Source organism: Microbulbifer maximicatervae (SeqCode) (genome assembly GCF_052468155.1).
The window spans coordinates 1,829,055-1,850,858 of sequence record NZ_CP174335.1; the positions used below are offsets into that span (position 1 = coordinate 1,829,055).

Here is a 21,804-nt window from a genome sequence, read left to right on the forward strand (position 1 = left end):
AGGTTGGTAGATCATGGCAAAGCTTAAAGAGCTCTACACTAAGGACCTCGTGGCCAAGCTAAAAGAAGAGCTTGGTCTCGAGAATGTGATGGCAGTGCCGCGCATCACCAAGATCACCATCAACATGGGTGTTGGTGAAGCGATTGGTGATAAGAAGGTGCTGGAGCACGCTGTCAACGATATGACAGCAATTACTGGTCAAAAGCCCATCGTTACTAAAGCGCGCAAGTCTATTGCGGGCTTTAAGATTCGTGACGGTTGGCCGATCGGCTGCAAGGTAACTCTGCGCGGTGAGCGCATGTATGAGTTCCTGGAGCGTTTGGTTGACATCGCGATTCCGCGTATCCGCGACTTCCGTGGCATTAGCCCGAAGCAGTTCGACGGCCGCGGTAACTTCTCTATGGGCGTGACTGAGCAAATCATCTTCCCGGAAATTGACTACGACAAAGTAGACAAGCTCCGCGGTCTGGATATTTGTATTACCACTACAGCTGCAAACGACGATCAAGGTCGTGCGCTGCTGAAAGCGTTCAACTTCCCTTTCAAGGGTTAAGAGGATTCCATGGCGAAGAAATCCATGATTGCGCGCGAAAACAAGCGCGCTCGAACCGCAGCTAAGTACGCCGAGAAGCGTCAAGAGCTGAAGGCGATCATCGCCAGTTCCACTGCTTCCGAAGAGGAGCAGTGGGAGGCTCAACTCAAGCTGCAGAAAATGCCGCGCGATGCAAGCCCGGTACGTCAGCAACGCCGCTGTCGTATTACTGGTCGCCCCCACGCTGTATACCGCAAGTTCGGCCTGTGCCGTAACAAGCTTCGTGAAGCTGCGATGCGTGGTGATGTTCCTGGCCTCGTGAAGTCCAGCTGGTAATTACCAGCTGGTTTAAGGCAGATTTGAGGAGTCTCATAAGATGAGTATGCAAGATCCGTTGGCAGATATGCTGACTCGCATCCGCAATGCCCTGGCGCGCGGAAAGGCGGAAGTCACCCTGCCATCATCCAAACTGAAAGTAGCAGTGGCCAAAGTCCTGAAAGACGAAGGTTACGTTACTGATTTAAACGTAAGCGAAGGCGCTAAGCCGGAACTGACCATTGCTCTGAAATACTTCCAGGGCAAGCCGGTTATTGCCGAGCTCAATCGCGTTTCCCGTCCGGGCCTGCGCGCTTACACTGGTAAAAAAGCTCTGCCTACCGTACGTGGTGGCCTGGGTGTCGCGATCGTTTCCACCTCTAATGGTGTGATGACTGACCGCGCTGCACGTCAGGCTGGTATCGGTGGCGAAGTGCTTTGCACCGTATTCTAAGCGGGGGTTGCAATGTCTCGAGTAGCAAATAGTCCGGTAGTTATCCCCGCAGGTGTAACCGTAGACCTGAAAGGTCAAAATATCGCTGTTAAAGGCGGTAGCGGTAACCTGGATATGGTTATTCACGGTGATGTAGAAGTGAGCGAGGCTGAAAGCCAGCTGACTTTTGCCGCGCGCAATAACTCCAAGCAGGCCAGAGCCTTGGCGGGTACCACCCGTGCTTTGGTCAATAACATGGTGATAGGCGTAAGCAAGGGCTTCGAGAAGAAGCTGCAGTTGCTGGGTGTTGGTTATCGTGCGAAAGCAGCCGGTAAAGCGGTTAACCTGACCCTGGGCTTCTCCCATCCGATCGATTATCAGTTGCCGGAAGGTGTGACTGCGGAAACTCCATCCCAGACTGAAATCGTACTGAAGAGCAGCAATAAACAGCTGCTGGGCCAAGTGGCCGCTGAGATCCGCTCGTTCCGTCCGCCGGAGCCCTACAAAGGTAAGGGTGTCCGTTATGCCGACGAGCGCGTGTATCGCAAAGAGGCCAAGAAGAAGTAAGTAGGGCATAGATATGAACGTTAAGAAAGCATCTCGCTTGCGTCGTGCACGTCGTGCCCGCGCCAAGATCCGTGAGCTGGGCGCCGTTCGCCTCACCGTGAACCGCACCCCGCGCCACATTTACGCACAGATCCTGTCTGCCGAAGGCAGCGCGGTATTGGCTTCCGCCTCTACCCTGGACAAGGACCTGCGCTCTGGTAAAACTGGCAACGCTGACGCTGCTGCCGCAGTTGGCAAACTGATCGCTGAGCGCGCGAAAGCCGCTGGCGTTGAACAAGTTGCCTTCGATCGTAGCGGCTTCAGATACCATGGCCGTGTTAAGGCTCTGGCTGACGCTGCCCGCGAAGCCGGTCTGAAATTCTAAGGGTTGAGTTATGGCTAGAGAGAAAGACAAAAGCAACGACGAAGGCCTGCAGGAGAAGCTGGTCCAGGTCAACCGCGTTGCCAAGACTGTTAAAGGTGGTCGTATCTTCGCCTTTACCGCACTGACCGTAGTTGGTGATGGCAATGGCCGTGTTGGCTTTGGTCGTGGCAAGGCACGTGAAGTGCCTGTAGCGATTCAAAAGGCGATGGAATCTGCACGCCGCAACATGATCCAGGTAGACCTGAATGGTGACACCATCCAGTACGCTACCAATGGTCGCCACGGCGGTTCCAAGATTTACATGCAGCCCGCTTCCCAGGGTACCGGTGTAATTGCCGGCGGTGCTATGCGCTCCGTTCTGGAAATGGCTGGTGTACACAACGTATTGGCTAAGTGTTACGGCTCCACCAACCCGGTGAACGTAGTACGTGCAACTTTCAAAGCTCTGGAGCAAATGCAGAGCCCGGAAGATGTAGCTGCCAAGCGCGGTAAATCTGTCGAAGAGATTCTGGGCTAATTACAGCTCGGATTTAAGGTTATTGGTGGGTTAAGACCATGGCTAAGAAGACCATAAAAGTGACCCAGACCAAAAGCATCAACGGACGCCTGAAAAGTCATCAGGCGTGCGTTGCGGGTCTGGGCCTGCGCCGCATCGGCCACACAGTGGAAGTGGAGGATACTCCCTCCGTGCGCGGTATGATCAACAAAGTAAACTACCTGGTTAAGGTTGAGGGGGAATAACATGCGTTTGAACGACTTGTCTCCAGCACCAGGCCACAAGCACAGCGCCAAGCGCGTTGGTCGCGGTATTGGTAGCGGAATTGGTAAGACCGGTGGCCGCGGCCACAAAGGTCAGAAAGCGCGTTCCGGCGGCAGTGTTCGTCCGGGCTTCGAAGGCGGTCAGATGCCTTTGCAGAAGCGTCTTCCTAAGTACGGTTTCACCGCTCGTGTTTCTCGCTTTACCGCAGAAGTACGTCTGGCTGAGCTGGCGAAGGTAGAAAATGACGTAATCGATTTGGCAGCGCTTAAGAATGCCGATATTATCGGCAGCCATATTAAACGCGCCAAAGTGTTCCTCTCAGGTGAGCTGACCAAAGCTGTTACCGTTAAGGGTCTGGGAGTTACCAAAGGTGCAAAGGCAGCGATTGAAGCTGCTGGCGGTAAAATAGAAGACTAATCGAGGCGCCAATGGCACGACCAGGATCCGGTGGAAATCCCCTGGGCAACAGCAAGGGATTGGGCGAGCTTTGGGCTCGCCTTCGTTTTCTGTTTCTAGCGATTCTTGTTTATCGACTGGGGACACATATTCCGGTGCCCGGCATTGATCCGGAAAAGCTGTCAAACCTGTTTAACCAGAACCAGGGAACCATCCTTGGCCTGTTTAACATGTTTTCAGGCGGCGCCCTGGAAAGGATGAGTATTCTGGCGCTGGGCATCATGCCCTACATCTCCGCGTCCATCATCATGCAGTTGATGAGCGCGGTGACTCCCTCTCTGGAAGCGTTGAAGAAGGAAGGGGAGGCCGGAAGACGTAAGATCAACCAGTACACCCGCTATCTGACGGTAATACTGGCCCTGATTCAGGGGATCGGTATGACTTTCGGCCTGGCAGGGCAGAACCTGGCTTACTCATCTGAGCCCGCGTTTGGTTTTTACTTTGTGGCGGTAACGTCACTGGTGACTGGTGCTGTATTTATGATGTGGCTCGGTGAGCAGATCACTGAGCGCGGTGTTGGCAACGGCATTTCCATGCTGATTTTTGCCGGTATCGTCGCCGGTTTACCCGGTGCCATCGGCCAGGCATTTGAGCAGGCGAGACAGGGTGAGCTGCACATACTCATGCTGTTGATGATTGGCGTCATCGCTCTTGCTGTAGTGTTCTTTGTGGTTGTTATGGAACGCGGCCAGCGCCGCATTACGATCAACCACGCCAGGCGCCAAGCGGGACGCTACTCTGCGGCTCCAGCTGCACAGGCGAGCCACTTGCCGCTGAAGGTAAATATGGCCGGTGTAATTCCGGTAATCTTTGCCAGCAGTATCCTGTTGTTCCCGGCCACACTGGCACAGTGGTTTGGTCAGGGCGGGGAAGGTCTCGGTGCAGAGATCCTGCAGTGGATGGCGTTGCAGCTTGGACCAGGGCAACCGCTGAACATTATTCTGTTCGCACTGTTGATTGGTTTCTTCTGTTTCTTCTACACGGCGTTGATGTTCAACCCGAATGAAGTTGCGGATAACCTGAAAAAGTCCGGTGCTTATGTGCCAGGCATTCGCCCTGGAGAGCAGACGGCCCGCTATATCGATAGCGTGCTGACTCGCCTCACTCTGGTGGGTGCTGTATACATCGCACTGGTATCCCTGCTGCCGCAGTTCCTGGTGGTTGGGTTTAACGTTCCCTTCTATCTGGGGGGTACCTCACTGCTGATCGTTGTAGTCGTAGTGATGGACTTTATGGCACAGGTACAATCGCATCTGCTGTCGCACCAGTACGAGGGTTTGATGAAAAAATCTAACCTGCAAAGCTACGGTCGTCGCTAGGGCGTCGCCTGCTCGCAGTTTGATTGAATTGAGGTAAGGTCATGAAAGTACGCGCTTCTGTAAAAAAGATCTGCCGTAACTGCAAAATCGTGCGTCGCAAGGGTGTTCTGCGGGTAATCTGCAGCGCTGAGCCACGTCACAAGCAGCGTCAAGGCTAAGAAGGGGCCAGCCCCTTGCGGAGAGCGCCCACAGGGCGCCTCTGTAAAAGCTGGAAAAATTCGCTACTCGATACAGCCCCGTATCGAATGGCAACACCCCGGGAAGTTTTTTGGGGTGGGAAGTTAGCAACAGCAAACTTCCAACTGGGGGCGTTGACTGTCGTCTTCATCCGCTTCGGGGGACCGATGCGGACGTTGGCTATTGCAAATTAGTGTCTGAAAAGCTATTCTTGCGCGCCTTTTTGGTGGCGCCGCCGGTTTTTTAGTCGCTGTCAGCGCCGAAATCAAAGTAGAGTCACATACTTAATATAAAGCAGTGACTCCAATACGTGGAGTACGCCTCTATGGCACGTATTGCTGGTGTCAATGTACCAGACCACAAGCACGCCGTAATCTCCCTGACCCACATTTATGGGGTTGGTCGCACTACGGCTAAGTCTATTTTGGCAGCGGTTGGTATCGCTGAATCCACCAAAATCCGCGAACTGTCTGAAGAGCAGATCGAAACCATCCGTGGTGAAGTTGCAAAACTGACCGTGGAAGGCGACCTGCGCCGTGAAATATCCATGAACATCAAGCGTTTGATGGACCTGGGTTGTTATCGCGGTCTGCGTCACCGTCGCAGCTTGCCGCTGCGTGGTCAGCGCACCAAGACCAATGCTCGCACCCGTAAGGGTCCGCGCAAGCCGATTCGCAAGTAAGCCTTAACTAAAAGGCGCGAAATCGCGGTTCAAGATGCCCCGTCCGGCTAATCGCCGAGGGGATTTGATACAGGATTTAGGATACTGGTATGGCTAAGCCAAAAACTACTGTTCGCAAAAAGGTCAAAAAGACCGTTGTCGACGGTATTGCCCACATCCACGCATCGTTCAACAACACGATCGTGACGATCACTGATCGCCAGGGTAATACCCTCAGCTGGGCCACCGCAGGTGGATCTGGCTTCCGTGGCTCGCGTAAGAGCACCCCGTTTGCAGCCCAGGTTGCCGCTGAGCGCGCAGGTACTGCAGCTCAGGAATACGGCCTGAAAAACCTCGACGTAGAAGTTAAGGGCCCTGGCCCCGGTCGCGAATCTGCCGTTCGTGCACTGAACAACTGCGGCTACAAGATCACCAACATCACCGACGTGACGCCTATCCCGCATAACGGATGTCGTCCACCTAAAAAGCGTCGCGTGTAAGAGGGGGCTGACAAAATGGCACGTTATATTGGACCAAAATGTAAACTGTCCCGTCGTGAAGGGACTGACCTGCAGCTGAAGAGTGGTGTTCGTCCGCACGACTCCAAGTGTCGCGCAGAATCCAAACCCGGTCAGCACGGCGCTGGTCGCGGTCGTCTGTCCGACTACGGTATTCAGCTGCGTGAAAAGCAAAAAGTTCGTCGTATCTACGGCGTACTGGAAAAGCAGTTCCGTAACTACTATAAGGAAGCAGCACGTCTGAAGGGCGCTACAGGTGAAAACCTGCTGCAACTTCTCGAGCAGCGTCTGGACAACGTGGTTTACCGCATGGGCTTCGGCTCAACTCGCTCTGAAGCGCGTCAGCTGGTTTCCCACAAAGCGATTCTTGTAAACGGCACTACCGTTAACATCCCTTCTTTCCAGGTTAAAGAAGGCGACGTTATCGCTGTACGTGAGAAAGCCAAGAAGCAGCTGCGTATCCAGAATTCCGTTTCCCTCGCTGCCCAGCGTGGCGATGTCGAGTGGGTAGACGTAAACGCGAGCAAACTGGAAGGCACTTTCAAGCGCACTCCGGATCGTGTCGATCTGCCGGCAGAGATCAACGAAAACCTTATCGTGGAACTGTACTCCAAGTAACAATAAGTCCACTTTAAGGAATGCAACTGTAAACAGGTATGGCTATGCAGACTGCTGTCAACGAGTTTTTGACACCGCGTCGTATTGACGTCACCGAGTACAATCCGAATCACGCCAAAGTGATTTTGGAGCCCCTGGAGCGTGGCTTTGGCCACACTCTTGGCAATGCGCTGCGTCGCATCCTGCTGTCCTCCATGCCGGGCTGCGCCGTCACCGAGGTGGAAATCGAAGGTGTCGAGCACGAGTACAGCGCGATCGAAGGTGTGCAGGAAGATGTAATTGAAATCCTGCTCAACCTGAAAGAAATCGCCGTTGTTATGCACGGTAAGGATCAGGCGGTATTGAGCCTGAGCAAAAAGGGCCCAGGTGCGGTGACTGCTGGAGATATCCAGGTAGATCACGACATCGAGATCGTTAATCCTGAGCACGTGATCGCCAATATTACTGGTGATGTCGAGCTCAACCTGCGTCTCACTGTAGCGCGCGGCCGTGGCTACCAGCCCGCCGATGCTCGTCGTGGCGAGGAAGAGGAAAGCCGTGCAATTGGCCGTCTGCAGCTGGATGCTTCATACAGCCCAGTGCGTCGCGTTTCCTACAGCGTGGAAAGCGCGCGTGTAGAACAGCGCACTGACCTGGATAAGCTGGTTCTGGATCTGGAGACCAACGGTACCCTGGACCCGGAAGAGGCTATTCGTCGCGCCGCCACTATTCTGCAGCAACAGCTCGCAGTATTTGTGGACCTGGAAGGCGAGAAGGATGCACAGCCGAAGGCTGAAGAGCCTGAAGTTGATCCGGTACTACTGCGCCCGGTAGACGACCTGGAGTTGACTGTACGTTCGGCGAACTGTCTGAAGGCAGAGAATATTTACTACATCGGTGATCTGATTCAGCGCACTGAAGTAGAACTGCTGAAGACGCCGAATCTTGGTAAGAAGTCTCTGACTGAAATCAAGGACGTACTGGCTTCCCGTGGTTTGTCCCTGGGTATGCGCCTGGAAAACTGGCCGCCGGCCAGCCTGAAAGGCGACAGCAAGTTAAGCCCCCTGTAAGCATTTGGTAGTCGCGACGGTGTCGTGATTAGTAGAAAGAACCCGAGCGGTGCTACAGCTTAGCGCGACACCGCTCCAGAACGACCTGCTGTGACAGCAACTTAGGTCGTAAGGAATTGAGTCATGCGTCATCGCTATAGTGGCCGTAAATTCAGCCGCACGAGCGCTCACCGCAAGGCCATGTTCAAGAACATGAGCGCCTCTCTGGTGGAGCACGAACTGATCAAAACCACACTGGCCAAAGCCAAAGAACTGCGCCGCGTTGCCGAGCCGCTGATCACTCTGGCTAAGAAAGACAGTGTTGCTAACCGCCGTCTGGCTTTCGCTCGTATCCGTGATAAGGATGCTGTGCGTAAGCTGTTCGACGAGCTGGGTCCTCGTTACGAAGCCCGTCCTGGTGGTTACATCCGTATCATGAAGTGTGGTTTCCGCGCTGGTGATAAGGCGCCGATGGCATACGTTGAGCTGGTAGACCGTCCTCAAGTAGAAGACGAAGCTGCTGAAGCTTAAGCGTTATTAGCCATAGCGCTACGGAAGGCCGGTCTTTGACCGGCCTTTTTTTTGCCATAAGGAGATTTTTGTATGTCTTTTGAGCAACTATTAAAGAGTTTGAATCCCGAGATTGTGGGCAGCTTAAAGCGGGCCATTGAGCTTGGAAAATGGCCCAATGGTGTTGCGCTATCCCCTGAGCAGCGCAGCCTCTGCGCAGAAGCGGTTTCCAATTGGGAGTCCGCAAACCTTCCGCGGGAGCAACAGCTAGGCTATGTGGCGCCGAAGACCAAGGATGAGCCCTGTGTAGGAAAAAAAGACGATGAGCAAGCTGTTAACTGGGTTGGCTAGCTAATCAGTCTGTAAGATATTGGCACTTTATTCATTGGTGAGGGCGTTATTTTCTTTCATGCTCTCCCAATTCTCTGCTTAGATAGTTACCGACAGACAAATACATAATTTCTAATTTGCTCGGTAACTAATTATGAAAAAGCTGATTTTGCTTGCCGGAGCAGTAACGCTCGCCGTTGTAGGGGTTGATCACTACGATATTGATGTGCGCTCAAGTGTGGCCAAGGTGCGCCAGATAATAGAGCCGCTAAAAGATGATAGTGAATTAGTAAAGAATATTTCTGACAGCATACTCTGGTCCCAGCTGGAACATGGGGAAGTCGAAGAGTTATTAAATCATCCTCGGGTTCAGGCTTATCTGGATCGTGAGAATGTTAAGCAGGCGCTCAAAGACTACTTTGCAGACCTGGGCAATCTCTCTGGTGAAGAGGCCTGGGATGCAATTGAAAAAATAGAGCGGGAATCGCGTATTACAGGCTATGAAGCGCTTTCAATGAAGTTGGCCTGGCTGGAAAAAAATAGTCTTAACCAGGCAGAGTTCACCCAAAGAGCTGAAGAGCTATTTAATATTTATCGGGATAAAGCGCAAACGGTGATCAGGGATTACGACCCTCATGTCGAGGTTCCGGGCTTTTCCACCTATAAGGATCTTGAGCGCTCGATCGTTGAGGAAGTTCAGCAGATGACGTCCTTTCCCGATGGCATGAGTAGACATGAATACTTACGTAAACGTCTTCAGGACGCCCGTGAGGCGGTATATGGCAGTTAGGTTTTCTATCACTTCAGCGCTGCCAGCGAGTTACCGGCAGCGCTGGGGGTATTTTAATTACATAAACAAGCCGATCAGATCATAGAACCAGTTACTGTTGTCCTCATAATCTGAAACCTCATCGGTTTCGTATGCCCGAATCATGCCTCCACCGTTATGATTGACGATGTTGTCGAGGAAATCTTTTAATTCAAGCCCGTGCTCGGCAATCTCACCATAGTTTAAATCGATAATGGTTGTGCAGTGGCTCTCGTTTAAATTGCGGAACATCGGGAAGTAATAGCCCCAGTTACTAGTTTGATCCAGCAGCGGAATCAAATTTTCATGGGTATCTTTCTGCCAGCGCTGTCGCAATTTATTTAAACGGGAGTCTGCATCGGGATCATTATAAATATCCTCATAAAATCTCTCGTAGGAGTAGGATGAAAAATTCCCGTCAGCAAGAAAGTGCGTAATACCCAGTCGATCTGAGGGGAATTTATTGGAAAGCGCTGCATAAAGTGAGGCTAGCTGATTGGCTTCGAATCCCGGTGTTATGGCTTTTAACATAGTGATGGGGTTTTCCGAGCTTTCATCGCTATCGGCGGTATAGGTAGTCCAAGAGCGCAGCACTTCTTTATGTAGCGGTAAAGAGGGATATTGGGTGCTGTCACTCCCGTCTAAAGGTGCCTGATAGAGAGGGCCTGAATCATCGAGGAGATAGCCATAATCGACATTCATATCCTCGCGCAACTTCGAATAATTAAACAGAGCACCAATACTACCTGCACTACAACCCGCAGCGAGCATCTGCTTCGGTTTTTGCAAATTATTTTTCACCCAGGAAGTAACTGCCTGAACGTTGCGTAATCCATTGTGGTGCCAGATAAGGTCGGGGTTCTCGCCAGTAGTATCCTCGTATATTTCAGTTTTATCGCCTACGTAGATATCCCCTGTGCAATACGGTACATAAACCATATTCCACTCGCCAGTTTTATACTGGTCGTAGGGGTGATGTGTATAAATCAAAGGGGATACGCCAGCGGTAGTAAGATTTTCGAAATTTGTAAAATCTAACAAGTGCACATTGCTTAGGTAATCATCGGGAATGCCATTGGGGTTGCGAGCCCCGCGAATACCAGCTTGTCCTGAGCAGCTTTCATAGTCCCAGCATGCCCCTCCACCCTCGAAATAGAAAATGGTGTTACTGGTATCTGGAACACGGTGAACAAAGAACTTATAGGGTGATCCATTCCCACACATGGCACCTGTACTGGTAGGTACATCAATTTTTTGCCAGGTGTTGTAGTCGCCAGGATCAAAATCATCATTAAAACTGGGATCATCCATAGTTAGTGGATACATCCCTTCAGCTTGCTGCGAGGTGACTGGCGCATCGGCATTGGGTGGATCAAACAAATGCTTTAGGGTAGTCCAGAAGTTGTAATCACCCGGTTCTGCATTTGCATGACCTGTGATAAGTAGAGAACTCGCTAAGAGTATTGAAATAAAACCGCGGAGAATTTTTATCATTATTAATCCCCTTAAGGTATTGTGTGTTTTCTCTTTGGAATGTGCTTTGTTGATCCTGAAATAATTGTTTGGAGATTTATTTGCTCCCTATAGATAATCAACTTGCACGCTAGTCCAAATCGCTGTTTGGGTAAAACCCAATGAGGTTAGTTAATAATGATGTTTTGGTCTAGAAAGATATGAGGGGAAACTTGCCGGTCACAGAATTTCTGTAATATTTTTTCTTTTTTTGTCCAAAAATATTCCATTTAAATTTTTAATAAAATTATTTTGTCTATTTTGGCGTAATTTTTATTCTCTACTTTATGCTGTTATTTTTGAGTATTAAATAGTTCTGTATCTGATAATGTTTATGCTTGCATTAAAGGGATAGTGCCTCCCTGTGATTAAGATTCAGGCTCTGTTGGAGTTTTTTAATTAGGTCTTGTTTCTTTTTGAAAATTTCACGCGATTCTTCAATACTTATTTCTTGAAATGTGATTTTGTTTTTTGGGGCTAGCTGACCCAGGCGATGAAGTTCCGATTTTATAATATGGCCTATTCGGGGGTACCCGCCAATAGTCTGTCCCTCAATAAAGGAAATAATAGGATTGGCATCGGGTGGTACTTGAATGCTGCCGGGATAGAGTCCTGCTGATGATAGTTGTGTCTTTCCGTTTGTAATTTTATGAATTGTAGAATTGTTTTTAGTGGATAGACGAATGCCCATACGATTGCTTTGGGTAGAAACCAGATAGGTTGAGCCGTAAAAGTGTTCAATAAATTTCTTGGAAAATAAATTGCTCTCTGGTCCAGCCACTAGTCGTAGCTTTGAATTATGTGAGTAGTGAAGGTGAAACCTTTTATTTAGTACAGATTCTTTTGCGGTGTGGACTTCTTTAAAGTGGATGACTTCGTTAGATGTGATCGGTTTGCCACTATTTGCGCCAAATTTACTTATAACGTGAGTTGCAGAGCTACCTAAGATATTGGGTGCGTCTATCTTGGCAGAAATCGCAAGGTAGGTTCTTGCACCGGAAATAGCTTGAGCTATATCCAAAATATCACCAGGCTTAACCCTATAGGTTCGGAAATTATCAATTGACTCGTTATTTAAGGAACCTCTGAATTGGCCTCCGGCTATAGCGATAGTGAGATTGCAGAGGAATTCGATTCTAGGACCGAGCAGGGTGATCTCAAAGGTTGGGTGCCCTAACGGGTTTCCTAATAACAGGTTGGCTATTTTCATCGATAGTGGGTCGGCAGCACCTCCCCATGGAATTCCACAGTGCATCATGCCTGGACGACCCAGGTCCTGAATACTTGTCTGTAGCCCTGCTCGAAGAAAGTGAATACCCATAGACCCTCCTTTTTAGGGTGAACTACTTTTAGTACTCTGCGAGAGTATATGAAATTGCTGAGAATCTATTGCATAAAACTCAATTTCATCTAAAGGTGCAGCGATAAATGGGGAGGGTTCCGCAGGTTGAAAAAGACTAAGGGGTGTCTGGCCAATAATTTGCCATCCCCCCGGTGTAGCTTGTGGGTAGATGCCTGTTTGTTCTCCACCTATCCCGACAGCGCCTGCGGGAATTCTGGTTCGGGGAGTTTCTTTTCTGGGGCAATATAGCTTTGGGTCAAGTCCGCCAAGGTATAAGAAGCCTGGAGTAAAGCCCAACATATGCACTAAGTAACGTTGTGCGGTATGTCGTTTGATGATTTCCTGTGACGATAATTTGGTATGTTCTGATAATGCCTCAAGGTCTGGAGAAAAGCCTTCTTCGTAGCATACGGGAATACGCACTATGCGTGGTCTACTGGTGAAGGGGGCAGGGTTGTTTAGAAAGTCCTCGGTAGTTTTAGTGAGTAATTGGTATAAGGTTTTGTGATCCCATAGGGAAGGATTGAAAATAACAGTTAAGCACTGGTATGCAGGAATGATATCAATGATACCTGGATGCACTTCATTTAATAGAGCCGCTCTCAAACCGATAATTGTCCGGCTAAGAGCTTTGCATGGTTTGCCGGAAAAGCGGATATCTACTGCACAATCTCCGTTAATGGTAATAGCTAGTGGTATATGGGGGGCAGGGTGTGTCACCGAGCTATACTCACGCCGTTTGCATTGAGATGTTGATTAAGTTGTCTGGCGATAATGGGCGCTTGGGGATTATCGCCGTGGAGGCAGATGGTATCCACAGAGAATTGCAATTTTTCACCAAGATAATCGTTAAATTCTAAGCCCTTTGCCAAGCAGATAGCCTGCTGTAAGCACTGTTCTGTCTCAGCAATAACAGCACCCGCCATTGAGCGTGGAGCTAGTTGGTTATTGCTGAGGTACTGCCTATCCATAAATCCTTCGCGAATAAATGTTTTATTTTGTTTGGCAGCAGCGAACTGCATGGCAGCGTTGGCTAACCCAATAATTTTCAGTGAAGGATATTCTTTGTCGAGTAGGGTAATAATACTTTTAGCGAGTTCTCTGTTTGACTCTGTATCATTGTAGAGAGCGCCGTGTAGTTTAATATGGTCTAAAGTTGCTCCTAGGCTACGCGCGATATTTTCTAGTTGGTTTACTTGTGCGCAAAGAGAATCGAGTAATTTATTTTGAGGAATAACTAGAGATTTGCGGCCAAAATTTTCCCTGTCGGGGTAGCTGGGGTGCGCGCCGATTTTTAAACTATTTTTTAGGGCGTTTTCGATTGATCTACCCATGATCTCGGGAGTGCCAGCGTGGCCGCCGCAAGCTATATTGCAGCGGGAAATAAACGGCATGATTTGGGCGTCCCTGTCACAGCTGCGCAAATCAGCACCTTCACCCAGATCGCAGTTGATATCAATATTCACTGTGGCATCCTGCCTGTAATATATTTCGAATGCGTTTTAACGCTAAGAACCCGCCTATTAAAGTGGTTAATTGTTAGGGCACTGGCTGACTTCCATTGAAATTTTCTTTGAATTTGACTCATAGCAATTTCCCAGCGGTGAGCAGAAGCAGGCGGAAACCGAAAGTTTCCATCTTTCTTGATTAATTTTTTCCCATAGTTCAGAAGTTGCAGTGCCACGACTTAACGAATAGAAAGGATACTCAGATTGTGCGGGAATGATAACTTCATTTATTTCTGAAGAGCTTTGAAAGCCTTCATCAAGGGGTGGGTGGTGATTTCTATGGTTTCTATTAAATTTATTTTTCATCATTTTATGCTCCTCCTGACAGCAGGCTTGCAAAAAATCATGGGTGCTTGAGTATTCTACATTTCTATATTTAAAACTAACGGATTTTAGGATGGCTGGGCCAGCTCCAGCATTGTGAAAATTAAAAGTGATCCTATTCTGATTTCTCTTCTCATCATAGTTTCCATGGCTGAACTGGATAACCGGCATTGTCATTATTTTGACTTGTTGGTTGGCAGCTCTGGCTTGTAAATAGGTGGCATAGAAGGATGCCAGAGAAATCATAATTGCACTTACTGCGATCACTGAGTTTAAGCGGTCACGATTGAATAACTTCATATCTTGTCGCACCTACCTACTAGTTATTTTTAAGTGAATTGAGCTAGAAAGGATGCCGGTCTATAGATTGGCATCCTTTCCTATTCAATTAGTTCAGCATGGTTTTTAGAAAGCGCCCGGTATGGGAAATGTCCATTTCTGCAACATCCTCAGGTGTCCCCGTGGCAATAATTTGCCCGCCGCCAGAGCCACCCTCCGGGCCCAGGTCTACAATCCAGTCTGCAGTTTTGATCACGTCCAGATTGTGTTCGATCACTACGATGGTATTGCCGTGATCGCGCAGGCGATGGAGAACATCCAGCAGTAATTGGATATCGGCAAAGTGCAGGCCGGTAGTCGGTTCGTCGAGGATGTACAGGGTTTGCCCAGTGTCTCGTTTGGATAGCTCGCGGGAGAGTTTTACCCGTTGGGCTTCACCACCTGAGAGAGTGGTGGCAGCCTGGCCTAGCTTGATATATGAGAGGCCGACATCCATTAGGGTTTGCAACTTCTTCGCGATTGCGGGCACAGGGTCAAAGAATTCCCGTGCATCTTCCACGGTCATTTCCAATACTTCGTGGATATTCTTGCCCTTGTAGTGTACCTCCAGGGTCTCGCGGTTGTAGCGCTTGCCGTGACAGGTATCACAGGGTACATAGACATCCGGCAAAAAGTGCATTTCTACCTTAATCACCCCGTCGCCCTGGCAGGCTTCACAGCGCCCACCCTTGACGTTAAAGCTGAAGCGTCCAGGTTTATAGCCCCGTGAGCGGGCTTCCTGGGTGCCAGCAAACAAGTCGCGAATTGGGGTAAAAATACCGGTATAGGTTGCCGGGTTTGAGCGAGGAGTGCGCCCGATAGGACTCTGATCAATATCCACGCATTTGTCGAAGTGCTCCAGACCGTGCGCCTCTTTATAGGGAGAGGCCTTAAGGGTTGTTGCTTTGTTAAGTGCAGTGGCGGCAAGTGGATAGAGGGTTGTATTAATCAGGGTGGACTTACCAGAGCCGGATACACCGGTTACACAGGTAAATAATCCTACTGGGATCTCCAGATCGACGTCCTGTAAATTATTTCCACTGGCCCCTTCGAGGCGCAACAAATAGTCCGGGTCGGGTACGTAGCGTTCTTCCGGTACGGCAATTTTCTTTTTGCCGGAGAGGTACTGACCGGTTAGGGATTTCTTGCATTTGGTAATTTTATCGGCGGTACCCGCTGCCACGACTTCTCCACCATGGACTCCGGCACCGGGGCCAATATCGACGATAAAGTCGGCACTGCGAATGGCATCCTCATCGTGCTCCACCACAATAACCGTGTTGCCGATATCGCGCAGGTGGGTAAGGGTGTTGAGCAGGCGCTCGTTGTCCCGCTGGTGTAGGCCGATAGAGGGCTCGTCGAGAATATACATTACGCCCACGAGGCCGGCGCCGATCTGGCTGGCGAGGCGAATGCGCTGTGCTTCGCCGCCGGAGAGGGTTTCTGCACTGCGGTTTAGGGTTAGGTAATTCAGGCCGACATCGACGAGGAAGCGGAATCGATCGCGAAGCTCTTTGAGAATCTTATCGGCAATCTCTTTCTGGGCGCCTTTAAAAGCCAGCTCATGGTCGAAATACTCGAACGCATCGCCTACAGGCAGCTCAGTAATTTGCGCCAGGGTGCGGTTATCCACAAAGACATGACGGGCCTCGCGGCGCAGGCGGGTACCGTGGCACTCTGGGCATTTTTGTGTACTCAGATACTTGGCTAACTCCTCCCGTACCGATTGGGACTCGGTATCCCGATAGCGGCGTTGGAAATTGGGGATAATGCCCTCGAAGGTGTGCTGGCGCACGGTGACATCGCCGCGATCATTGACGTAGCTGAAGTCTATCTCTTCATCGCCACTGCCCTGCAGGATAACCTTGCGGTGGGCTTTGCGTAATTTTTTCCAGGGCTTATCCAGATCGAAACCGTAGTGCTCGGCGAGGGAGTCGAGCATGTGGTAATAGTAAATGTTGCGTCTGTCCCAACCGCGAATGGCCCCCTCGGAAATACTGCTTTCCGAATCGATAATTACCTTGTCTTCATCGAAGAACTGTTTGACGCCCAGGCCGTCACAGCTGGGGCAGGCACCGGCGGGGTTGTTGAAGGAGAACAGGCGCGGTTCTAGCTCATCCAGTGAGTAATCACAGACGGGGCAGGCGTGGCGGGCAGAGAAGAGGCGATCTTCCTGGTCTCCATCCATAAAACTGATGGAGGCGATACCGTCGGTGAGATTCAGGGCAGTTTCGAAGGATTCCGCCAAACGCAGTTGCAGGTCCTCACGCACCTTAAAGCGGTCTACCACCACCTCAATGGTGTGCTTGCGGCGCTTATCCAGCTTGGGGGTGTCGTCCAGGTCACAGATAACTCCGTCGATCCGTGCCCGCACAAATCCGTCCCGGCGCAATTGTTCAAATACGTGCTGGTGCTCACCCTTTCGATCGCGAACTACCGGCGCCAGCAACATAATCTTGCTGCCTTCCGGTAAAGCCAGTACCTGATCCACCATCTGGCTGATTGTCTGGGCTTGCAGGGGTTCGTCGTGCTCGGGGCAGCGGGGTTCTCCAACCCGGGCAAATAGCAGCCGCAGGTAGTCATAGATCTCTGTGATGGTGCCCACAGTGGAGCGGGGGTTGTGTGAGGTGGACTTCTGCTCGATTGAAATAGCCGGTGATAGCCCTTCGACGGTATCCACATCCGGCTTTTCCATCATCGACAGGAATTGACGGGCGTAGGTGGAGAGTGATTCCACGTAGCGGCGCTGCCCCTCTGCGTAGAGGGTGTCAAAGGCCAGGGAAGATTTGCCGGAACCGGACAGGCCGGTGATAACGATCAGTTTATCGCGGGGAATGTCCAGATCGATATTCTTCAGATTGTGGGTGCGAGCACCCCTTACATAAATCGTGTCCACGCTCTACCTATATGCTGCTAATACTGGGCCGGGCCTCGGACTTGCTCCGCGCGGGGCGATCACAACTGCGGTGCCGGAAAAACAGTCAAGTATAAACTCGCCACCTGATGTGCGAAAATTGTCTTTCGCAATACCCGACATTCAGGCAGATAGCATTCGATGATTCCTGTGATTCTCTGTGGTGGCACTGGCTCGCGCCTGTGGCCACTCTCTCGCGAGGCCTACCCTAAACAGTTCTTACCCCTTATCGGTGGTGAAACGATGTTACAGGCAACCGTAAGGCGCCTGGAGGGCATTGAGCCATTACAGGCGCCGATCCTGGTATGCAACGAAGAGCATCGTTTTGCCGCTGCCGAGCAATTGCAGGAAATCGGCCACGGAGCCCAGTCCATTTTACTGGAGCCCTGCGCGCGCAATACTGCACCGGCTATTGCCCTGGCTGCCCTGGCAGCACTGGAGTCAGGAGCTGACCCTTTACTGCTGGTATTACCGGCAGACCACGCCGTTTCCGACGAGGCAAATTTTCAGGAGTCTGTAGAGTCGGCCCGAGCCCTGGCTGAGCAGGGGTATCTGGTCACCTTTGGTATTGTGCCGACCCGGGCGGAGACCGGATACGGCTACATTCGGCGCGGGGATAAATTGGCGGAAACTGCTTGGAAAGTGGCGGAGTTCGTCGAAAAGCCGGACACTGAAACCGCTGAAGCTTACCTGGCCTCCGGGGATTACTCCTGGAACAGTGGCATGTTCCTGTTCCGAGCTTCCCGCTATCTGGAGGAGTTGGAGCGGTACCGTGCAGATATTCTCACAGCCTGCCGCAGTGCCTATAAGAGTGCCGCGAGGGATCTGGATTTTACCCGGGTGGATAGAGAGGCTTTTGCAGCCTGCGCAGATGAGTCTGTGGATTATGCAGTAATGGAGCCGACGGAATCCGCGGCAGTTGTACCTATGGATGCGGGTTGGAGCGATGTGGGCTCCTGGCAGGGGCTATGGGAGTTGGCAAAACGCGATGCCAATGACAATTTGCTTCAGGGTGATGTGTTGCTAGAAGACTCCCAGCGCTGCCTGGTGCGTGGTGAGAGCCGCTTGGTCAGCCTTCTCGGTGTATCCGACCTAGTGGTTGTCGATACTGACGATGCGCTTCTGATCGCTGACCGGCAACGGGTCCAGGAAGTCAAAAAACTGGTCAGTAACCTCAAGAACACTGGTCGCAGTGAGGCCCAAAGGCACCGCAAGGTATATAGGCCCTGGGGCTACTACGACTCGATTGATGCGGGTCCACGCTTTCAAGTGAAGCGTATTGTGGTGAAGCCGGGCCAGCAGCTATCCCTGCAGATGCATCACCACCGCGCTGAACACTGGGTTGTGGTGCAGGGAACTGCGAAGGTTACCCGGGGTGAAGAAGAGGTCCTGATCACCGAGAACCAATCGACTTATATCCCCCTGGGGGTGGTCCACCGCCTGGAGAACCCCGGCACGATTCCCTTGGAGCTGATTGAGGTGCAATCCGGCAGTTATCTCGGAGAGGATGACATTGTCCGCCTCGATGATGAGTACGGTCGTAACTAGTTGTGGATAAAAGTTGTGCTGTTTCCCCTACAGCCGGGAGGCGGCTCACTGTACAATGCGCGCCCTATTTGATGCTGTTCCGGGATTTGCATGAATTCCATTGAGCGCCGCGCCCTGGGTGGGCTGGCTTCCCTGTATGTCTTTCGTATGCTGGGCCTGTTTATGGTCCTGCCGGTTCTCACTGTGTACGGCGAGGGCTATCGCGATAGCACGCCCATGCTGCTGGGGCTGGCAATGGGCGCCTATGGCCTGAGTCAGGCGATACTCCAAATTCCTCTGGGGCTCCTGTCCGATCGCTGGGGGCGCAAGCCGGTTATTTATACCGGCCTTGCACTGTTTGCCCTGGGCAGTGTCATCGCTGCACTGACGGATTCGGTTTACGGACTTATTGTGGGGCGGGTACTGCAAGGTTGTGGTGCTATTGCCGCTGCGGTGATGGCGCTGGTTGCCGACTTAACCCGCGATGAAAAGCGCGGTATTGCGATGGCGATTATCGGAGCGTCTATTGGCGTCGCATTTATGCTGGCGGTGATCCTGGGGCCAGCGCTAGCCGGTGTGGGCGGCTTGCCGGCAATTTTCTGGGTCACTGCTGGATTAGCACTGCTGGGTGGATTATTGGTTTGGCGCCTGGTGCCGACTCCGGAGGCGGCTCGGCGGCCCGCAGTTTATGGCAGTGGTTTTCGTTCGGTAGTTAAAAGCGGTCTTGTTTGGCGCTTGGTTTCTGGGGCCTTTTTCTCCCACTTGTTGCTCACGGCATTGTTCGTCGCCTTGCCATTGGTGCTAGTCGATAGATTGGATTGGCCGGCTAGCGAGCACTGGAAATTGTATGGACCACTCATGCTCGGCACCTTCTTGCTGATGTTGCCAATGATGAGGGCGGCAGAGAAAAGTGATCGGGTGCCTTTTGCGCTTAATTTTGCTTGTTTAGCTTTGATCGGTGGCAGTGCGGCCTTGTTGTCTGTAAGCACCTGGATGCTGGTAGTCTTGCTGGCAGTGTTCTTCACCGGTTTCAACCTGCTTGAAGCCCTGCTGCCGGCGCAGCTAACCAGGAAGGCTCCGGCGGAAGCGAGGGGCGCAGCTACGGGGCTTTACGCGACTTTACAGTTCTTTGGCACCTTTGTCGGCGGTAGCCTGGGTGGCCTGCTGTTCGGTCTGGGGGGCGCTTCCGCAGTTGCTGCTCTGGGTTTGGCGGTGCTGCTGCTATGGATGTTGCTGTGGTGGGGTTTGCGCGAGAGAGCGTGAAGGTAGCGCTTACTAACACTGAGCCGCTATTGTATCCTACTGGATAAAAATACAATATTTACTGATGGTGCAATGTAGCACTGACGGTATTTCATAACACTTGATAGATTAATTGATTGTTTAAATAGTTTATTGCCCCGGGTGGAGCCCGGGTTGACGAGAGGAGAGGGCCATGGCCAGGGGTATTAATAAAGTAATTCTGATCGGTAATCTGGGGAATGACCCGGAAACCAAATATATGCCGAGTGGCGGTGCTGTTACCAACATCAGCCTGGCTACAAGTGAGAGCTGGAAAGACAAGCAGACTGGCCAGCAGCAGGAGCGCACTGAGTGGCATCGCGTAGTATTTTTTAACCGCCTGGCTGAGATCGCCGGTGAGTACCTGCGCAAGGGGGCCAAAGTTTATGTAGAGGGCTCTCTACGCACCCGTAAGTGGCAGGATAAGAATTCCGGCCAGGACCGCTACACCACTGAAATCGTTGCCAGCGAAATGCAGATGCTGGACGGTCGCGGTGAGCAGGGCGGCTTTGGTCAGGGTATGGGTGGCGCTGGAATGGGCGCAGCCGCAGGTGGCCAAATGGGTGGCGGCCAGCCGATGGGTGGTTCCAGCGGTTTTGACCAACAGGGCGGCGGTTTTCAGGGTGGCTACCAGCAGCAGGGCGGCCAGGAGGCATACGGGCAGGGGCGTACCGCTCCCTCACCGATGGCACCAGCTAACCAGCAGCCCCAGCAACAGCCGAACCAAGGTCCTGCCGGTGGTTTCGATAATAGCTTTGATGACGATATCCCGTTCTAAGAACTGGATTTACCAGTGTCTGAATTGAATACAGGTTATATGCCGGATACCGTCGCCATTATCACAGCTGGTAATGAGATTGATGGTGCGCTGCAAAAAAGACTGCAGCGCGCAGGCTTTCGCATACAGCAGTTGACCCCCGGGGAAATCGATCAATTGAGACCGGGCTCAATTGTGATTAATGCCTCCGCCTGTGCCGACAATCGAGGCATGCCGGAGTCACTGCTGGTGAGTAAGCGGCTTTGTGCTGCACCCTGTGAACATATTATTCATCTCTCATCCTACCAAGTTTTTTCTGGCGGTGAGCGCCGCCGCTATGACGAAGATGAGCCCGCAGAACCACAGTCCTCGAGTGGGCGCGAATGGCTGGCCTGCGAAGATGCCTTTAATGGGCTGCAAAACCTGACGATTTTGCGTTTTGGCTGGATGGTGGATAGTGGTCCGGATGCCTTGTTAGGGCGTATTTTACGCAACTTTGTGTCTGGAGAGCCTTTAGCCCTGGATGGAAGGAACAGCGGCAACCCAGTAACAGTGGTGGATCTGGCTCGTGTCGCAGTGGCGGTTGCCCAGCAGCTCGCTAGCGGGGCCAAGGCAGGAGGCGTTTATCACTACGGTAGTTCTGATAGCTGCACAGCGATGGAGTTTGCCCTGGAGGTGGTCGAGCGCGCCCAGGCTTTTTACGATGAAGAGCGCTTTGCGCAATTTACTTCATTAGGGGATGAGGCTGAGAAGCGGGATCGCAGCATAGTACTTTCATGTGGCAAGTTGCGGGATGTCTTTGGTGTTCAGCAGCGGAGCTGGAGACAGGGACTGACACGCCAGGTTGAGCTGTGGTTGGAGCGCTTGCACGCGACTCCGGAATAGTTTGGTTTCTGTTGTGCAGTCAATAAAAAGGGCGCCTCGC

General features: G+C 51.6%; 27 protein-coding genes. 21 read left to right on the plus strand and 6 right to left on the minus strand.

Going from position 1 to position 21,804, the window contains the following annotated elements; all coding sequences use genetic code 11:
* Nucleotides 1–13 precede the first annotated feature (13 nt).
* The 17 genes from rplE to ACJJIY_RS07925 all read left to right on the plus strand — a co-directional run bounded on the left by rplE (nucleotide 14) and on the right by ACJJIY_RS07925 (nucleotide 9,378).
* Nucleotides 14–553, plus strand: coding sequence for a 50S ribosomal protein L5 (gene rplE / locus ACJJIY_RS07845; RefSeq protein WP_020411396.1), 540 nt, complete (start codon nucleotides 14–16; stop codon nucleotides 551–553).
* 9 nt (nucleotides 554–562) lie between these two features.
* Entirely contained in the window at nucleotides 563–868 is a 306-nt protein-coding gene (gene rpsN, locus ACJJIY_RS07850; RefSeq protein ID WP_020411397.1) for a 30S ribosomal protein S14, read from the plus strand.
* A gap of 40 nt (nucleotides 869–908) precedes the next feature.
* Nucleotides 909–1,301, plus strand: coding sequence for a 30S ribosomal protein S8 (rpsH, locus tag ACJJIY_RS07855; protein ID WP_282934394.1), 393 nt, complete (start codon nucleotides 909–911; stop codon nucleotides 1,299–1,301).
* 12 nt (nucleotides 1,302–1,313) lie between these two features.
* Nucleotides 1,314–1,847 (plus strand): 50S ribosomal protein L6, encoded by a 534-nt coding sequence (gene rplF / locus ACJJIY_RS07860; RefSeq protein WP_282934393.1) that lies wholly within the window; start codon nucleotides 1,314–1,316, stop codon nucleotides 1,845–1,847.
* 13 nt (nucleotides 1,848–1,860) lie between these two features.
* Nucleotides 1,861–2,211 (plus strand): 50S ribosomal protein L18, encoded by a 351-nt coding sequence (rplR, locus tag ACJJIY_RS07865; RefSeq protein ID WP_282934392.1) that lies wholly within the window; start codon nucleotides 1,861–1,863, stop codon nucleotides 2,209–2,211.
* A gap of 10 nt (nucleotides 2,212–2,221) precedes the next feature.
* On the plus strand, nucleotides 2,222–2,728 hold the full coding sequence (rpsE, locus tag ACJJIY_RS07870) for a 30S ribosomal protein S5 (protein ID WP_282934391.1): 507 nt from the start codon (nucleotides 2,222–2,224) through the stop codon (nucleotides 2,726–2,728).
* A gap of 38 nt (nucleotides 2,729–2,766) precedes the next feature.
* Nucleotides 2,767–2,952, plus strand: coding sequence for a 50S ribosomal protein L30 (gene rpmD, locus ACJJIY_RS07875; protein WP_020411402.1), 186 nt, complete (start codon nucleotides 2,767–2,769; stop codon nucleotides 2,950–2,952).
* Nucleotide 2,953: 1 nt separating this feature from the next.
* Nucleotides 2,954–3,388, plus strand: a complete 435-nt coding sequence (gene rplO, locus ACJJIY_RS07880) for a 50S ribosomal protein L15 (protein ID WP_282934390.1) — start codon at nucleotides 2,954–2,956, stop codon at nucleotides 3,386–3,388.
* Nucleotides 3,389–3,399: 11 nt separating this feature from the next.
* Entirely contained in the window at nucleotides 3,400–4,746 is a 1,347-nt protein-coding gene (gene secY / locus ACJJIY_RS07885; protein WP_282934389.1) for a preprotein translocase subunit SecY, read from the plus strand.
* A gap of 41 nt (nucleotides 4,747–4,787) precedes the next feature.
* A complete protein-coding gene (gene rpmJ / locus ACJJIY_RS07890; protein ID WP_010133825.1) occupies nucleotides 4,788–4,904 on the plus strand; it encodes a 50S ribosomal protein L36 in 117 nt (38 codons plus the stop codon).
* 344 nt (nucleotides 4,905–5,248) lie between these two features.
* Nucleotides 5,249–5,605: a 30S ribosomal protein S13 gene (gene rpsM, locus ACJJIY_RS07895; protein ID WP_282934388.1), complete on the plus strand. Its 357-nt coding sequence runs from the start codon at nucleotides 5,249–5,251 to the stop codon at nucleotides 5,603–5,605.
* Between the two features lie 89 nt (nucleotides 5,606–5,694).
* On the plus strand, nucleotides 5,695–6,084 hold the full coding sequence (gene rpsK, locus ACJJIY_RS07900; protein ID WP_020411406.1) for a 30S ribosomal protein S11: 390 nt from the start codon (nucleotides 5,695–5,697) through the stop codon (nucleotides 6,082–6,084).
* A 15-nt stretch (nucleotides 6,085–6,099) separates the two neighbouring features.
* Complete coding sequence (rpsD, locus tag ACJJIY_RS07905; RefSeq protein ID WP_108731669.1) at nucleotides 6,100–6,720, plus strand: 30S ribosomal protein S4; 621 nt, start codon at nucleotides 6,100–6,102, stop codon at nucleotides 6,718–6,720.
* A 44-nt stretch (nucleotides 6,721–6,764) separates the two neighbouring features.
* Nucleotides 6,765–7,769 (plus strand): DNA-directed RNA polymerase subunit alpha, encoded by a 1,005-nt coding sequence (locus tag ACJJIY_RS07910; RefSeq protein WP_282934387.1) that lies wholly within the window; start codon nucleotides 6,765–6,767, stop codon nucleotides 7,767–7,769.
* A 123-nt stretch (nucleotides 7,770–7,892) separates the two neighbouring features.
* Nucleotides 7,893–8,279 carry a 50S ribosomal protein L17 gene (rplQ, locus tag ACJJIY_RS07915; protein ID WP_108731671.1) on the plus strand — a complete coding sequence of 129 codons (387 nt, stop codon included), beginning with the start codon at nucleotides 7,893–7,895 and terminating at the stop codon, nucleotides 8,277–8,279.
* A gap of 72 nt (nucleotides 8,280–8,351) precedes the next feature.
* Nucleotides 8,352–8,609 carry a YeaC family protein gene (locus ACJJIY_RS07920; RefSeq protein ID WP_444895282.1) on the plus strand — a complete coding sequence of 86 codons (258 nt, stop codon included), beginning with the start codon at nucleotides 8,352–8,354 and terminating at the stop codon, nucleotides 8,607–8,609.
* 133 nt (nucleotides 8,610–8,742) lie between these two features.
* Entirely contained in the window at nucleotides 8,743–9,378 is a 636-nt protein-coding gene (locus ACJJIY_RS07925) for a hypothetical protein (RefSeq protein WP_445359393.1), read from the plus strand.
* Nucleotides 9,379–9,435: 57 nt separating this feature from the next.
* On the opposite strand, the gene ACJJIY_RS07930 is transcribed toward ACJJIY_RS07925, so the two are convergent.
* From ACJJIY_RS07930 to uvrA, 6 genes are all read right to left on the minus strand, one after another.
* The gene (locus tag ACJJIY_RS07930; RefSeq protein ID WP_444895280.1) at nucleotides 9,436–10,890 is read right to left on the minus strand and encodes a pectin acetylesterase-family hydrolase; all 1,455 of its coding nucleotides are present in this window, start codon (nucleotides 10,888–10,890) and stop codon (nucleotides 9,436–9,438) included.
* 361 nt (nucleotides 10,891–11,251) lie between these two features.
* Nucleotides 11,252–12,229 carry a 5-oxoprolinase subunit C family protein gene (locus ACJJIY_RS07935; protein WP_444895279.1) on the minus strand — a complete coding sequence of 326 codons (978 nt, stop codon included), beginning with the start codon at nucleotides 12,227–12,229 and terminating at the stop codon, nucleotides 11,252–11,254.
* A 12-nt stretch (nucleotides 12,230–12,241) separates the two neighbouring features.
* Entirely contained in the window at nucleotides 12,242–12,970 is a 729-nt protein-coding gene (pxpB, locus tag ACJJIY_RS07940; RefSeq protein WP_282934382.1) for a 5-oxoprolinase subunit PxpB, read from the minus strand.
* Entirely contained in the window at nucleotides 12,967–13,716 is a 750-nt protein-coding gene (gene pxpA, locus ACJJIY_RS07945) for a 5-oxoprolinase subunit PxpA (protein WP_445359394.1), read from the minus strand. The genes pxpB and pxpA overlap by 4 nt, the downstream gene beginning before the upstream one ends.
* 66 nt (nucleotides 13,717–13,782) lie before the next feature.
* Nucleotides 13,783–14,382 (minus strand): hypothetical protein, encoded by a 600-nt coding sequence (locus ACJJIY_RS07950; protein ID WP_444895277.1) that lies wholly within the window; start codon nucleotides 14,380–14,382, stop codon nucleotides 13,783–13,785.
* Nucleotides 14,383–14,470: 88 nt separating this feature from the next.
* Nucleotides 14,471–17,296, minus strand: a complete 2,826-nt coding sequence (gene uvrA / locus ACJJIY_RS07955; protein ID WP_444895276.1) for an excinuclease ABC subunit UvrA — start codon at nucleotides 17,294–17,296, stop codon at nucleotides 14,471–14,473.
* 159 nt (nucleotides 17,297–17,455) lie between these two features.
* Between uvrA and ACJJIY_RS07960 the strand changes: the two genes are divergently transcribed.
* From ACJJIY_RS07960 to ACJJIY_RS07975, 4 genes are all read left to right on the plus strand, one after another.
* Nucleotides 17,456–18,862: a mannose-1-phosphate guanylyltransferase/mannose-6-phosphate isomerase gene (locus tag ACJJIY_RS07960; protein ID WP_444895275.1), complete on the plus strand. Its 1,407-nt coding sequence runs from the start codon at nucleotides 17,456–17,458 to the stop codon at nucleotides 18,860–18,862.
* Nucleotides 18,863–18,952: 90 nt separating this feature from the next.
* Nucleotides 18,953–20,104 carry an MFS transporter gene (locus ACJJIY_RS07965; RefSeq protein WP_444895274.1) on the plus strand — a complete coding sequence of 384 codons (1,152 nt, stop codon included), beginning with the start codon at nucleotides 18,953–18,955 and terminating at the stop codon, nucleotides 20,102–20,104.
* A gap of 172 nt (nucleotides 20,105–20,276) precedes the next feature.
* Nucleotides 20,277–20,900 (plus strand): single-stranded DNA-binding protein, encoded by a 624-nt coding sequence (ssb, locus tag ACJJIY_RS07970; protein WP_282934376.1) that lies wholly within the window; start codon nucleotides 20,277–20,279, stop codon nucleotides 20,898–20,900.
* A 15-nt stretch (nucleotides 20,901–20,915) separates the two neighbouring features.
* A complete protein-coding gene (locus ACJJIY_RS07975) occupies nucleotides 20,916–21,764 on the plus strand; it encodes a sugar nucleotide-binding protein (RefSeq protein ID WP_445355113.1) in 849 nt (282 codons plus the stop codon).
* Nucleotides 21,765–21,804: the final 40 nt, after the last annotated feature.